The 12,576-nt window shown below is 73.6% G+C and carries 11 protein-coding genes; 6 read left to right on the forward strand and 5 right to left on the reverse strand.

The annotated features are described in order from the left end of the window. Position 1: 1 nt before the first annotated feature. Positions 2–1,642, reverse strand: coding sequence for an MFS transporter (locus K6I33_RS21910; RefSeq protein ID WP_229355617.1), 1,641 nt, complete (start codon positions 1,640–1,642; stop codon positions 2–4). Positions 1,643–1,848: 206 nt separating this feature from the next. On the opposite strand from K6I33_RS21910, the gene panB reads away from it, so the two are divergent. The 3 genes from panB (at position 1,849) to K6I33_RS21925 (ending at position 4,679) form a co-directional block, all read left to right on the forward strand. Continuing rightward, the gene (gene panB, locus K6I33_RS21915; RefSeq protein ID WP_229355618.1) at positions 1,849–2,718 is read left to right on the forward strand and encodes a 3-methyl-2-oxobutanoate hydroxymethyltransferase; all 870 of its coding nucleotides are present in this window, start codon (positions 1,849–1,851) and stop codon (positions 2,716–2,718) included. A gap of 108 nt (positions 2,719–2,826) precedes the next feature. Then, positions 2,827–3,858 (forward strand): ATP-binding cassette domain-containing protein, encoded by a 1,032-nt coding sequence (locus K6I33_RS21920; RefSeq protein WP_229355626.1) that lies wholly within the window; start codon positions 2,827–2,829, stop codon positions 3,856–3,858. Further along, positions 3,855–4,679, forward strand: a complete 825-nt coding sequence (locus tag K6I33_RS21925; protein ID WP_229355628.1) for an ABC transporter permease — start codon at positions 3,855–3,857, stop codon at positions 4,677–4,679. The genes K6I33_RS21920 and K6I33_RS21925 overlap by 4 nt, the downstream gene beginning before the upstream one ends. Before the next feature lie 73 nt (positions 4,680–4,752). On the opposite strand, the gene K6I33_RS21930 is transcribed toward K6I33_RS21925, so the two are convergent. Then, the gene (locus tag K6I33_RS21930; RefSeq protein WP_229355630.1) at positions 4,753–8,106 is read right to left on the reverse strand and encodes a BTAD domain-containing putative transcriptional regulator; all 3,354 of its coding nucleotides are present in this window, start codon (positions 8,104–8,106) and stop codon (positions 4,753–4,755) included. Positions 8,107–8,243: 137 nt separating this feature from the next. Between K6I33_RS21930 and K6I33_RS21935 the strand changes: the two genes are divergently transcribed. Beyond that, positions 8,244–9,053, forward strand: coding sequence for a site-2 protease family protein (locus K6I33_RS21935; RefSeq protein ID WP_229355633.1), 810 nt, complete (start codon positions 8,244–8,246; stop codon positions 9,051–9,053). 35 nt (positions 9,054–9,088) lie between these two features. On the opposite strand, the gene K6I33_RS21940 is transcribed toward K6I33_RS21935, so the two are convergent. Continuing rightward, the gene (locus K6I33_RS21940) at positions 9,089–9,277 is read right to left on the reverse strand and encodes a hypothetical protein (RefSeq protein ID WP_229355635.1); all 189 of its coding nucleotides are present in this window, start codon (positions 9,275–9,277) and stop codon (positions 9,089–9,091) included. Between the two features lie 76 nt (positions 9,278–9,353). Then, positions 9,354–10,058 carry an NADPH-dependent F420 reductase gene (gene npdG, locus K6I33_RS21945; protein ID WP_229355637.1) on the reverse strand — a complete coding sequence of 235 codons (705 nt, stop codon included), beginning with the start codon at positions 10,056–10,058 and terminating at the stop codon, positions 9,354–9,356. A gap of 133 nt (positions 10,059–10,191) precedes the next feature. On the opposite strand from npdG, the gene K6I33_RS21950 reads away from it, so the two are divergent. Both K6I33_RS21950 and K6I33_RS21955 read left to right on the forward strand, forming a co-directional pair. After that, on the forward strand, positions 10,192–10,818 hold the full coding sequence (locus K6I33_RS21950; protein ID WP_229355640.1) for a hypothetical protein: 627 nt from the start codon (positions 10,192–10,194) through the stop codon (positions 10,816–10,818). Between the two features lie 74 nt (positions 10,819–10,892). Next, positions 10,893–12,218 (forward strand): MFS transporter, encoded by a 1,326-nt coding sequence (locus K6I33_RS21955; protein ID WP_229355650.1) that lies wholly within the window; start codon positions 10,893–10,895, stop codon positions 12,216–12,218. 55 nt (positions 12,219–12,273) lie between these two features. Here the strand turns inward: K6I33_RS21955 and K6I33_RS21960 are convergent, their stop codons facing one another. Beyond that, the gene (locus K6I33_RS21960; RefSeq protein WP_229355652.1) at positions 12,274–12,483 is read right to left on the reverse strand and encodes a hypothetical protein; all 210 of its coding nucleotides are present in this window, start codon (positions 12,481–12,483) and stop codon (positions 12,274–12,276) included. Positions 12,484–12,576 lie beyond the last annotated feature (93 nt).

The raw sequence follows: 12,576 nt of genomic DNA on the forward strand, positions 1-12,576 counted from the left end.
CTCACTGGCCCGCCCCCGCGCCCTCTTCCGCCTCTTCCGCCTTCTCCGCGGCGCCCGGCCGGGCCCCGTCCCCTCCGGGCCGCCCGGGTCTGCCGGGCGGCAGGAAGAGCACGGCGACGAGCGCGCCCAGCAGGGCGACGGCGCTCGCGCCGAGGACGGTGACGTGCATGGCGTGCACGAAGGCGTCGCGGGCCGGGCCGACGAGCTCGTGCCCGGCCGGGCCGAGCCGCCGGGCGGCGGTCAGGGTGGCCTCGATGGACTCGCCGGCCGTGCGCCGGGCCTCCTCGCCCAGGCCGGGCACCGCGTCGAGCCGGTCGCTGATGCCCGAGCGGTAGACGGTGGACAGCAGCGAGCCGAGGACGGCCACCCCGAGCGCGGCGCCGAGCTGCCGGAACGTGTTGTTCACGGCGGAGCCGGAGCCGGCCTTCTCCCGGGGCAGCGACTGCATGATCGAGACGGTGGCGGGCGGGCTGATGTGGGCCATCGCGGTGCCCTGGCAGAAGAAGAGCACCTCCATCAGCCAGACCGGGCCGTCCCGGTCCAGCAGGACGTAGCCCGCCATGGTGATCGCGATCATCACCATGCCGGCGGTGCACACCGCGCGGGCGCCGAAGCGGGCGACGGCCAGCCGGGCGCGCGGCGCGAAGATCATCTGGGCGGCGGCCAGCGGCAGCATCAGCAGCCCGCTGTGCAGCGGGGTGTAGCCGCGGGCGCTCTGCAGGTAGAAGACCATGAGGAACGTGACGCCCATCAGGCCGAAGAAGACCAGCGCCAGCGAGGTGACCGCGGCGGAGAAGGCCGGGTTGCGGAAGTAGCGCACGTCGAGGGCGGGGTGCTCGCTGCGCCGCTCGTGGAGCACGAACAGGGTCAGTACGAGCAGGCCGGCGGCCGCCGTGCCGTAGACCTCGGGCACGGTGAAGTCGGCGAGCCGGCCGCCCGTGATGATGCCGTAGACCAGCAGGACGAGCCCCACGACGGACAGCAGCACGCCGAGGGGGTCGAGCCGGCCCGGGCGGGGGTCCTTGGAGTCGGGGACGAGGAAGGCCATCGCGACGAGGGCGACGGCCACGATCGGGATGTTGATCAGGAAGACCGAGCCCCACCAGAACCGGCTCAGCAGCAGTCCGCCCGCGATCGGCCCCATGGCGATGGCCAGCCCGACCGCGCCCGCCCAGATGCCGATGGCCTTGGGCTGCTCCTCGCGCTCGAAGACGTTCATGATGATCGCGAGGGTGGCGGGCATGACGAACGCGCCGCCGAAGCCCATCACCGCCCGGTAGGCGATCAGCTCGCCGGGCGAGCCCGCCATGGAGGCGAGGGCGGAGCCGACGCCGAACACCACCATGCCGAAGAGCAGGACCTTCTTGCGGCCCAGCCGGTCGCCCAGCAGGCCGGCCGTGAACAGTATTCCGGCGAAGACGAGCGTGTAGGCGTTGATGGCCCACTCCAGCTCGCTCTGGGTGGCGCCCAGCCCGGTGGGGGCGGGCGCGGCGATCGTCTTCATCGCCACGTTGAGCACGGAGTTGCCCAGGACGACCATGAGCAGGCTGAGCAGCAGCACGGCCAGGATCGCCCAGCGTCTGCGGTGGACGGCCTCGGGGACCCGGCGGGTGGGGGGCGGCGCGGCCTCGGGGGTTGCCATGCACACACCCTACGGTTATTTCGAGACGGACCCGTTCCGTATTGAGCAGTCTTTACGTCCGTGAGCGGGGTGCGACACACCGCATGCGTCGTACAAGAAGTTTCCCGGGGGGTCACTACCGCCCCCGGGAGGGGCGTGTCAGCATGGGAGGTGATCCGGGGACGCCGTCAGGGCGCCTCGAGACGACGAACACAGGAGCCACGGCCATGACGCATGCCTTGAAGACCCCCGACAGCAGCCAGAAGAGCAACAAGGCGCTGTACGGCGGTACGAGTTCCCGGCGCATCACCGTCCGTGACATCGCCGCCGCCAAGGAGCGCGGCGAGAAGTGGCCCATGCTCACCGCCTACGACGCGATGACCGCCTCCGTCTTCGACGAGGCCGGCATACCCGTCATGCTCGTGGGCGACTCCATGGGCAACTGTCACCTCGGCTACGAGTCCACGGTGCCGGTCACCATGGACGAGATGACCCTGCTGTCGGCGGCCGTCGTACGCGGCACCAAGCGCGCCCTCATCGTCGGCGACCTGCCCTTCGGCTCGTACCAGGAGGGCCCGGTCCAGGCGCTGCGCAGCGCGACCCGGCTGGTGAAGGAGGCCGGGGTCGGCGCGGTCAAGCTGGAGGGCGGCGAGCGCTCGGCCCACCAGATCGAGCTGCTGGTCCAGGCCGGCATCCCGGTCATGGCCCATGTCGGCCTCACCCCGCAGTCCGTCAACGCCTACGGGGGCTACCCGGTCCAGGGCCGCGGCGAGGAGGCGGCCCAGCAGCTGCTGCGCGACGCCAAGGCCGTCCAGGACGCGGGCGCCTTCGCGGTCGTCCTGGAGCTGGTCCCGGCGGAGCTCGCCGCCGAGGTCACCCGCATCCTCCACATCCCCACCGTCGGCATCGGCGCGGGCGTGGAGTGCGACGCGCAGGTCCTGGTGTGGACGGACATGGCCGGCATGACGTCCGGCCGGCTGCCGCGCTTCGTCAAGCAGTACGCCAAGCTGCGCGAGGCGCTCGGCGACGCGGCGAAGGCCTTCGCGGAGGACGTCGTCGGCGGCGCCTACCCGGCGGAGGAGCACTCCTTCCACTAGGCCCCGTAAGGACGGCGTCGGCGCCGTGTCGGCGATCTGTCGGCGGCCCGCCGACGCCGTCCACAGGCTGTCGGCGCGATGTCAGTGCCCCCTGGCACCGTTGTCGGCATGACGCGAAACGACATCCCCCGCCGCGGCGGCAACGCGGTGGAAGTACGGGGCCTGGTCAAGCACTTCGGTGCCACCAAGGCCCTCGACGGGGTCGACCTGGACGTACGCGAGGGCACCGTCCTCGGTGTCCTCGGCCCCAACGGCGCCGGCAAGACCACGCTCGTGAGATGCCTGTCGACGCTGCTCCGGCCGGACGCGGGCAGCGCCCGGGTCGCCGGGTACGACGTGCTGGCCCAGCCCCGGCAGCTGCGCCGGGTCATCGGGCTCACCGGCCAGTACGCCTCGGTCGACGAGAAGCTCTCCGGCTGGGAGAACCTCTACATGATCGGGCGGCTGCTCGATCTCTCCCGCAAGGACGCCCGCCGCCGGGCCGAGGAGATGCTGGAGCGCTTCTCGCTCACGGAGGCCGCCAAGCGCCCCGCCATGCAGTACTCGGGCGGTATGCGCCGCCGGCTCGACCTGGCCGCCTCCATGATCGGGCAGCCGGCGGTGCTCTATCTGGACGAGCCCACCACCGGTCTCGACCCGCGCACGCGCAACGAGGTGTGGACCGAGGTCCGGCGGATGGTCGCCGAGGGCGCCACCGTCCTGCTCACCACTCAGTACATGGAGGAGGCCGAGCAGCTCGCCGACGAGCTGACGGTCGTCGACCGGGGCAAGGTGATCGCGGGCGGCCGGGTCGACGAGCTCAAGGCCAGGGTCGGCGGCCGCACCCTCCAGATACGGCCGTCCGACCGCGCCGAGCTGGCGCGGATGGCCGAGGCCGTGGAGCTGGCCGGGCTGGCGGGGGTCGCCGGCGCGACCGCCGACGCGGCGGAGGGCGTGGTCAACGTCCCGATCGTCAGCGACGAGCAGCTGACCGCCGTGGTCGGGCTGCTGGGCGAGCGCGGCTTCGCCATCGCGGGGATCAGCACCCATCTGCCCAGCCTGGACGAGGTCTTCCTGGCCGTCACGGGCCAGAAGACGTCCACCGGGGACGAGCCCCGCGACACCATCCGCACCGACGAGCCCCAGGAGGTCGCGGTATGAGCGCGGCGACGATCGAAGCGCCCGCGGCGGCGCCCGCCCACGAGGGACGGATCGGCCTGCGGGCCAATCTGCGGCACGTCGGCGCGCTCGCGCGCCGCAATCTGCTCCAGATCAAGGCGGACCCGGAGTCGATGTTCGACGCCGTCCTGATGCCGATCATCTTCATCCTGCTGTTCACCTATGTCTTCGGCGGCAACATCGCCGGCAAGGGCCATGAGCAGGAGTATGTGAACTACCTGGTGCCGGGCCTGATGGCGATGATGGGCATGAACATCGCCATGGCCGTCGGCACGGGTGTCAACGACGACTTCAAGAAGGGGGTGATGGACCGCTTCCGCACGATGCCGATAGCCCGGTCCTCCGTCCTCCTGGCGAAGATCGTGGTCGAGGCCGGCCGGATGCTCGTCGCGACGTCGATCCTCCTGGCGATGGGCTTCGCCATCGGCCTGACCGTCCACACCTCGGTGTTCCACCTGCTCGGGGCCGTGGCCCTCGCCATGGTCTTCGGCGCCTCGCTGATGTGGATCTTCATCCTGCTGGGTCTGACCATGAAGACGGCGCAGGCCGTCCAGGGGGTCGCCATGCTCGTGCTCATGCCCCTGCAGTTCGGCAGCTCCATCTTCGCCCCGACGCAGAAGATGCCGGGCTGGCTGGAGTCCTTCACCAAGTACAACCCGCTCTCCAACCTCGCCGACGCCTCCCGCAATCTGATCAACGGCGGTCCGGTGGCCCACTCCATGTGGATGACGCTGGCCTGGGCGGCGGGGATCACGCTGGTGACCGCTCCGCTGGCGGTGTCGAAGTTCCGCCGCAAGACCTGACGGCGCGTCCACCGGGTCGCGTCACAGGACGGGCGCCGGCTCCGGGCATTGCCGGTCCGGAGCCGGCGCGGATTCAGACGAGGGCGGCCGCCTCCGTGGGGGAGAGGCGGGCGCCCTCGTCGTACGCGCGCTCGTACGCCTGCGGGCCCAGCGCCGCCCGGGCCAGCTCCGTGGTGCGCTCCCGGACCTCCCGTTCGTGCGTGACGACGAAGTGGGCGGTCGGCCGCTGTGCCACGGAGGCGCCCAGGAGCCGGGCCGCCCGCAGGTCGTGCTCCCGGCCGCCGGTCCTCGCGTGGGCGTACGCCGCGGTCATCAGGTGCACCGAGGGCAGGTGCGAGGCGACCAGGTGGACGAGCGGATCGCCGTCGACCTTCGCCAGCCCCTCGCGCAGCTTGGGCAGCGCCTCCTCCGGCCGGCCGTCCAGGATGTCCAGCCAGGCGGTGAGACCCAGGACCATGCCCTCGAAGAGAGCCAGCTGGCGCGCCCCGAACTCGCCGGACATGTGGTCGAAGTGCCGCCGCGCCTCGGCGACGTGGCCCTTGCGGGCGAGCAGGATGCCGAGCTGGACGTGGACGAAGGCCGCCGCGTCGGGGTGGTCCTTCTCCATCGCCTCCAGCGCCTCGCGGTACCGCCGCTCCCCCTCCTCCAGGTCGATGGCGCCGGCCTCCAGGAGCACATCGGTGAGCCGGGAGCTGAGATGCGGCACCTGCCCCTCGGAGCCGAGGGCGCGGACGCGCTCGATCGCGGCGCGGTAGTCCTCGGCGGCGCGGAGGAAGCGGCCCTCCCGCTGATGGGCCTCCGCCCGGCTCGACAGCGCCTCGGCGACCCCCCAGGCGTCGCCGAGCCGGGTGAAGATCTCCAGGCTCTCGTCGGCGTCCCGGGTGCCCTCCCGGGCCCGTTCGGGCTGCTCGTTGAGCAGCTTGGCGCGCAGCTGGAGGGCGTTGGCGAGCTCCCAGGTGTACCCGAGCTCACGGCAGCGCTCCACGGTTCTGTCCGTGACCGCGCACAGATCGTCGACCGCGCCGGTCAGCAACAGCGCGAAGAACCACATCATCCCGGGCACCCGGCAGTTCTGCGGCTGCCCTCCGCCGTAGGCGGCGACGACGCCCCGCAGCCGCCGCTGCACCTCCGGCGTGTACACCACCCGCATGTCCGACTCGGCGTTGGCCAGGGCCAGCAGCCGCACCCCGCGCCGCGCCTCCTTCAGGACCTCCCCCGCCATCGGCGGGGGCTCGGCGGTGCAGGACACGAACAGCGGACGCGCGGGCTCGACGGGCTCGGCGAAGGGGTCCGGGCCCAGCCCGGCCGCCGCCTCGGACCAGTGCCGGGCGTCGGCCCGGTGGTCGCGCAGCTGCCAGAACCAGCCCAGGGACAGCACCAGACACAACGCCTCCTGCTCGTCGCCCCTGGCGACGGCGTGGCGCAGGGCGGTGCGCAGGTTGTCGTGCTCCAGCTCCAGCCGGTCCAGCCAGGCGCGCTGCCGCGGGCCGCGCAGCGCCGGGTCGGCGGTACGGGCGAGCTCCCGGAAGGCCACCAGGTGCCGGTGCGCGGTCCCCGCCCGTTCGCCGGCCTCCTCCAGCCGCTCGGCGGCGTACTCCCCGACGGTCTCCAGCAGCCGGTAGCGCATCTCGCCGTCCGGCGTGGGGACGGCCACCACCAGCGACTTGTCGACCAGTGAGCCCATCAGCGCCGCCACATCCGGGGCGGTGACGGCGGTGCCGTCCGCGCACACCTCCTCGGCCAGGGACAGGTCGCAGCCGCCGGCGAACACCGCCAGCCGGCGCAGCACCGCCCGCTCGGGGTCGTCCAGCAGGTCCCACGACCAGTCGACGACCGCGCGCAGGGTCTGCTGGCGCGGCAGGACGGTGCGGCTGCCCGAGGTCAGCAGCCGGAAGCGGTCGTCGAGCCGGTCGGCGAGCATGCGCGGGGTGAGCCCGCGCAGCCGGGCCGCGGCCAGCTCGATGGCCAGCGGCAGTCCGTCCAGCCGCCGGCAGATCTCCGCGCAGGCCTCGGGGTCGTCCGCCGACCGGAACCCGGGGCGCGCCGCGGCGCCCCGGTCGTCGAGCAGCCGCAGCGCGACCGGGTCGGGCAGCGGCTCCACGGGACGGACGGCCTCGCCGGGCACGGCGAGCGGTTCGCGGCTGGTGGCGAGCACGGTGACGCCGGGGCAGTGGGCGAGGAGCGTCTCGGCGAGCCGGGCGGCGGCGTCGACGACGTGCTCGCAGTTGTCGAGGACGAGGAGCATCCGGCGCCGCTCGCAGTGCTCGGCGACCCGGGCCAGCGGGTCGAGCGCGGTGGCGTCGGTGGCCGCCCGCAGCCCCTCGGCGGTGGTGCCGCGCACGACGGTCTCCCGTGCCCCGAGCGCGGTCAGGACCGCCTCGGGGACGGTGGCGGGGTCGTCCACGGGCGCGAGCTCGGCGAACCACACGCCGTCGGGCCACGGCCCGGCGGCGGTCTCGGCGGCCTCCTGCGACAGCCGGGTCTTCCCGGCCCCGCCGGGGCCGAGGAGGGTGACCAGCCGGTGCCGCGTCAGGTCCTCGCGGATGCGGACGAGGTCGTCCTCGCGGCCGACGAAGGAGGTGAGGCGGGCGCGGAGGTTGCCGCGATGCGCTTTGTCCGGCACCGCCGGGTCCGCCGGTGCGGGGTGCTCGCCGTGGCGGTCGGCCACGACGCTCGTGACCGGCGGTGCCGAACCGGCCTCGGCCTCGGGGGCGAGCAGCTCCGTGTGCAGCGCACGCAGCTCGGGCCCCGGTTCCGTCCCGAGGCGATCGGCCAGGTGCCGGCGCACGGCCTCGTACGCGGCGAGCGCCTCCGCCGGCCGCCCCGCCGCGCGCAGCGCGCGCAGCCGGAGGGCGTGGAGGGGCTCGTCCAGCGGGTGCTCGGCGCACAGCCCGGCCAGGGCGGGCAGGGCCCCGGCCGCGTCGCCCAGGGCCACGGTCGCGGCGAGGCGGGCGCGGCGCGCGGCGAGGCGGTGGGCCTCGGGCCGGGCGGCGGCCGCGGCACCCGCGCCGGGCAGGTCGGCGAGGGCCGGGCCGCGCCAGAGGGCGAGGGCGTCGTCGAGGAGGACCACCGCCTTCGCGGGGTCGCCGTCGGCGAGCGCCCGCTCCCCTTCGTCGGCGAGGCGCTCGAAGCGGTGGAGATCGACGTCGTCGGGCTCGGCGCACAGCCGGTAGCCGCCGGGCGCGGAAGCCACCGCCTCCGGGCCGACGGCCCGGCGCAGCCGGCCGACCAGCGCCTGGAGGGCGCCCGTCGCGTCGGCGGGCGGCTCGCCGTCCCAGACCGCGTCGATCAGCGCCGGCACGCTCTGAGAGCGTCCCGGGCGCAGGGCGAGCGCTGCCAGCAGCGCGCGCAGCCGGGCGCCGCCGAGGGCCAGGGGCCGGCCGTCGTCGGAGTGGGCCGAAGTGGTGCCGAGGATGCCGTAACGCACCGGCCCATTGTCCCGTGTCCGGTACATGATCGAGCAGTCGGCCACTACGCGTTCCCCGGGCCCACCGAGTACGGTCACCCGGTACGTTCGTACGCCCGGACAATTCCCGCGGTCCAGACGAGTTCAGGAGCACAGGCATGGCAACGCAAGCGACCCGTGGCGAAGGGCGTGTGAGCCCCGTCTTCCTCGCCCTCGTCGCCATCATGGCGGTCTCCATATGGGCGGTGTGGACGGACTTCTCGGCGTCGCCGGGCTTCGCGGTCTTCCTCTTCGTCGTCTCGGCCTGGATCGTCTCGCTGTGCCTCCACGAGTACGCGCACGCCCGCACGGCCCACCACGGCGGTGACATCACGATCGGGGCGAAGGGCTATCTCACCCTCAACCCGCTCAAGTACACCCACGCCCTGCTGAGCATCGTGCTGCCGGTGGTCTTCGTGATCATGGGCGGGATCGGCCTGCCCGGCGGTGCCGTCTTCATCGAGCGCCACCGCATCCGCGGCCGCTGGAAGCACAGCCTGATCTCCGCCGCCGGCCCGCTGACGAACCTGGTCTTCGCGGCCGTGCTCTGCGCCCCGTTCTGGCTGGGCGCGCTGGACGGCGTCCCGGACAACTTCCGCTACGCGCTGGCGTTCCTGGCGCTGCTGGAGGTCACCGCCACGCTCCTGAACCTCCTGCCGGTGCCGGGGCTGGACGGCTACGGGATCATCGAGCCCTGGCTGTCGCCGAAGGTGCGCCGCCAGGTGGAGCCGTTCGCGCCGTTCGGGCTGCTCGCGGTCTTCGGCTTCCTGTGGATCCCCGAGGTCAACCACGCGTTCTTCGACATGATCGACACGGTCCTGCGGGCCGTGGGCATCACGGAGTGGGACACCTACTGGGGCCAGGAGCTGTTCCGCTTCTGGCAGGGGACGCCGGAGATCCCGCCGCTGAACGCGCTCGGCCTGGGCTGATCCCCGGGGGGACCCCGGCCGGTCGCCGGGCGCGGTCAGCGCCCGGCGGCCGCCGCGGCCTTGTCGTTCTTCGCCTTGCGCACGTAGTACCAGGCGATGTTGGACGCGACACCCAGCATCAGGATCCATACGATGCCGAGCCAGCTGCCCCGCGCGAACGAGACGACGGCCGCCACGACTGCGAGGACGCAGACGGCGAGGGCGTAGAGGGCGAGGCGGGGCATGGGGGCGGCTCCTACTCCGGGTCCGGGGCGCATGTGCGTACGATCCCGGTCATTGTCCCCCATGCCCCTCCGGGCATCAGACGTCGGTGACGCGCAGGCCCGCGTGCGCCTTGTAGCGGCGGTTGGCGGAGATCAGGTTGGCGACCAGCGACTCCACCTGGTGGGCGTTGCGCAGCCGGCCCGCGAAGACGCCGCGCATCCCGGGGATGCGGCCCGCGAGGGCCTGCACGATGTCCGTGTCGGCCCGCTTCTCGCCCAGCACCATCACATCGGTGTCGATCTCCGCGACCTCGGGGTCGGAGAGCAGCACGGCGGACAGGTGGTGGAAGGCGGCGGTCACCCGCGACTCCGGCAGCAGCGCGGCGGCCTGCTGGGCGGCGCTGCCCTCCTCCGGCTTGAGCGCGTAGGCGCCCTGCTTGTCGAAGCCGAGCGGGTTCACGCAGTCGACGACGAGCTTGCCCGCGAGCTCCTCGCGCAGCGCCTCAAGGGTCTTGGCGTGGCCCTCCCACGGCACCGCGACGATCACGATGTCGCTGCGCCGCGCGCACTCGGCGTTGTCGAGCCCCTCGATCCCCAGGCCCAGCTCCTCCGCCGCCGTCCGCGCGCGCTCGGCCGCGCGGGAGCCGATGATCACTCGCTGGCCGGCCTTGGCCAGCCGGTAGGCGAGGCCGCGGCCCTGGTCACCGGTGCCGCCGAGGACCCCGACCACCAGGCCGGACACATCGGGAAGGTCCCAAGGGTCCTTCGCGGGCACCTTCTTGGCGTCTTCAGAAGTAGTCATGACAGCGATACTGTCACGCCCGTCTCCCGCCGCCCGGACCGGTGCGGCCCCCTCGTCCGGCCCCCGCGCCCGAACGGGTGAGGCACCGGTCAACTGCTCCTCCCCCTGCGGCCGTTGGGGCACGATACGGCGCATGGACGCCGTACGGGTCGCGCTGCTGCGCGAGGCACTGGCCGGGACCGAGTGGCTGCGGGACACCCGCCGCTTCGCGGGGACGCTGCGCGGCTCGGTCGGGGCGCACGGCGGCGGGCTGCTGCTGGTGGGGACGGCCGACTACGAACCCTGGCACCTGGCCGCGCACCTGGACGACGAGGCCGCCTGGTCCGGTCTGGCGGAGCTGTCCCCCACGCTCGTACGGCACCGGCCGCCGCCCGGCGCGCCCGCGCACCTGTCGGTCGGGCTGGGCCGGCTGGAGGCGGCGGGGCGCGGGGAGACGCTGCTGGTGGTGGCGGAGGGGCGCACCGGCGAGGGGCTGCTGGAGCGGGTGCACGACGCCCGGCGCGGCGGGGCGACGGTGCTGGCCCTGGACGGGACGGCCGGCGGCGGCCCGGCGGCCGCGGCGCGGACGGACCTGTGCGCGCTCGCCCATGACGCGCTGGCCGTGCCGGACGCGGCGGGTCTGGACCTCGACACGGTGCAGCACCTGGTCAGCGCGGCCGCCGGGGAGAACGGGCCGCTGCCGGGCGCGCGGGGGCGCCGCTTCCGCGACCGGCTGTCGCGGCTGGTGGACCAGCTGTCGGCGCCGCCGCACCGGTGGTGAGCGGGGTGCCGACGGGCGGCGGGCGGTAAAAAACGGTTTGCTCCGGGCCCGTGCGGTCCGGACCATGGTGCTCCGTGACCGAGCACCATCCCCCTCCCTCAGACGCGCCATCCTCCGACGCCTCCCCCGGCCGGATACGCGCGCTCCTGCCGGACCTCACCCCCTGGCACTCCTCCCGGGACTTCCGCCGCATGTGGCTGGCGGGCCTCGTCACGGTGTTCGGCAGTTTCCTGACGTTCATCGCGGTGCCGCTCCAGCTCAAGGAGCTGACCGGCTCCGCGCTCGCGGTCGGCGCGGTCGGCGCGGTGGAGCTCGTACCGCTGATCGTCTTCGGCCTGTACGGCGGAGCGCTCGCCGACGCCCTCGACCGCCGCAAGCTGATCCTGTGGACCGAGGCGGGGCTCGGCGTGCTGAGCGCGATCCTGCTGCTCAACACGCTGCTGCCGCATCCCATGATCTGGCCGCTGTACGTGGTGGCCGCCCTGGTCAGCGCGCTCACCGGGCTCCAGCGGCCGGCGATCCAGGCGATCGTCCCCCGGATCGTGGCGCACGAGCAGCTGCCCGCCGCCATCGCGCTGAACTCGATGCGCTGGCAGCTCGGCGCCATCGTCGGCCCCTCCCTGGCGGGTGTCGTCATCGCCTTCGCGGGCCTGCCGCTGGCCTACGCGCTGGACGTGGCCACCTTCGTGGTCTCCCTGGCCCTGACCGCCGGGCTCTCCCCCTCCCCCGCCTCGCACGACGCCGAGAAGCCGTCGCTGCGCGGCATCGTGGAGGGCGCGCGCTACGCGTGGAGCCGCAAGGAGCTGCTCGGCACATACGCGGTGGACCTGGCGGCGATGTTCTTCGCGATGCCCACCGCGATCTTCCCGTTCCTGGCGGACGAGTTGCACGCCCCCTGGGCGCTGGGCCTGATGTACGCGGCGGGCGCGGTCGGCTCCCTCACGGTCAGCCTGACCAGCGGCTGGGTCTCCCGCGTCAACCGGCACGGCCGGATGGTGGTCCTCGCGGCGGCGGGCTGGGGCCTGGCCATGACGGTGGCGGGGTTGCTGCACAACATCTGGCTGGTGCTGTTCTTCCTGGCCGTCGCGGGTGGCTGCGACACGGTGAGCGGTCTGTTCCGCTCGGCGATCTGGGACCAGACCATCCCGGACGAGCTGCGTGGCCGCCTCGCCGGCATCGAGCTGCTGTCCTACTCCGTCGGCCCTCAGCTCGGCCAGGTCCGCGCGGGCGGCATGGCCACGCTCACGGGCGTCCGTACGTCCGTCTGGGCGGGCGGCCTGGCGTGCGTGGCGGCGGTGGGCCTGCTGGCGGTGTCCCTGCCGAAGCTGATGGCCTACGACCAGCGGACGGACGAGCACGCGGTGCGGATGCGGCAGCGGAAGCTGGCGGAGGCGGCGTAGCCGCGTCCGGCGGCGCGGGGCCGGCGGCGTGGGCCGGCGGTCCCGCCGCCGGCCCCTACTTCTCGTCCTTCCAGCGCGGGTCCTCCCGCCACTCCTCCTCCCGCTCACGCGCCGTCTCCATCGCGTGGGAGGCCTCCTCCCGCGTGGCGTACGGGCCCATCCGGTCCGCCGCCCGGCACTCCGGGCCCTCCTCGACCTTGCCGTGCTTGAGGCAGTAGTACCACTCGCCGGGCTTCCCGGCCGTCCGCCGCTTGAACAGTGCCATCAGCGCTCTCCTCCAGCCTGTGTTCCGTCCGTGACTAGACTCGCAGACATGTCTGGCCAGTCGCTTCTTGTCCCGGGGAGACTCTCCCCCACC

It is taken from the genome of Streptomyces sp. UNOB3_S3 (assembly GCF_020740895.1).
In the GTDB taxonomy this organism is placed as follows: domain Bacteria; phylum Actinomycetota; class Actinomycetes; order Streptomycetales; family Streptomycetaceae; genus Streptomyces.

What these genes read in the sequence shown, in the direction of transcription:
- K6I33_RS21960 (WP_229355652.1), bottom strand. Translation starts at nt 12,483, where the DNA reads ATGGCACTGTTCAAGCGGCGGACGGCCGGGAAGCCCGGCGAGTGGTAC.
- K6I33_RS21935 (WP_229355633.1), top strand. Translation starts at nt 8,244, where the DNA reads ATGGCAACGCAAGCGACCCGTGGCGAAGGGCGTGTGAGCCCCGTCTTC.
- panB (WP_229355618.1), top strand. Translation starts at nt 1,849, where the DNA reads ATGACGCATGCCTTGAAGACCCCCGACAGCAGCCAGAAGAGCAACAAG.
- npdG (WP_229355637.1), bottom strand. Translation starts at nt 10,058, where the DNA reads ATGACTACTTCTGAAGACGCCAAGAAGGTGCCCGCGAAGGACCCTTGG.
- K6I33_RS21920 (WP_229355626.1), top strand. Translation starts at nt 2,827, where the DNA reads ATGACGCGAAACGACATCCCCCGCCGCGGCGGCAACGCGGTGGAAGTA.
- K6I33_RS21940 (WP_229355635.1), bottom strand. Translation starts at nt 9,277, where the DNA reads ATGCCCCGCCTCGCCCTCTACGCCCTCGCCGTCTGCGTCCTCGCAGTC.
- K6I33_RS21910 (WP_229355617.1), bottom strand. Translation starts at nt 1,642, where the DNA reads ATGGCAACCCCCGAGGCCGCGCCGCCCCCCACCCGCCGGGTCCCCGAG.
- K6I33_RS21950 (WP_229355640.1), top strand. Translation starts at nt 10,192, where the DNA reads ATGGACGCCGTACGGGTCGCGCTGCTGCGCGAGGCACTGGCCGGGACC.
- K6I33_RS21925 (WP_229355628.1), top strand. Translation starts at nt 3,855, where the DNA reads ATGAGCGCGGCGACGATCGAAGCGCCCGCGGCGGCGCCCGCCCACGAG.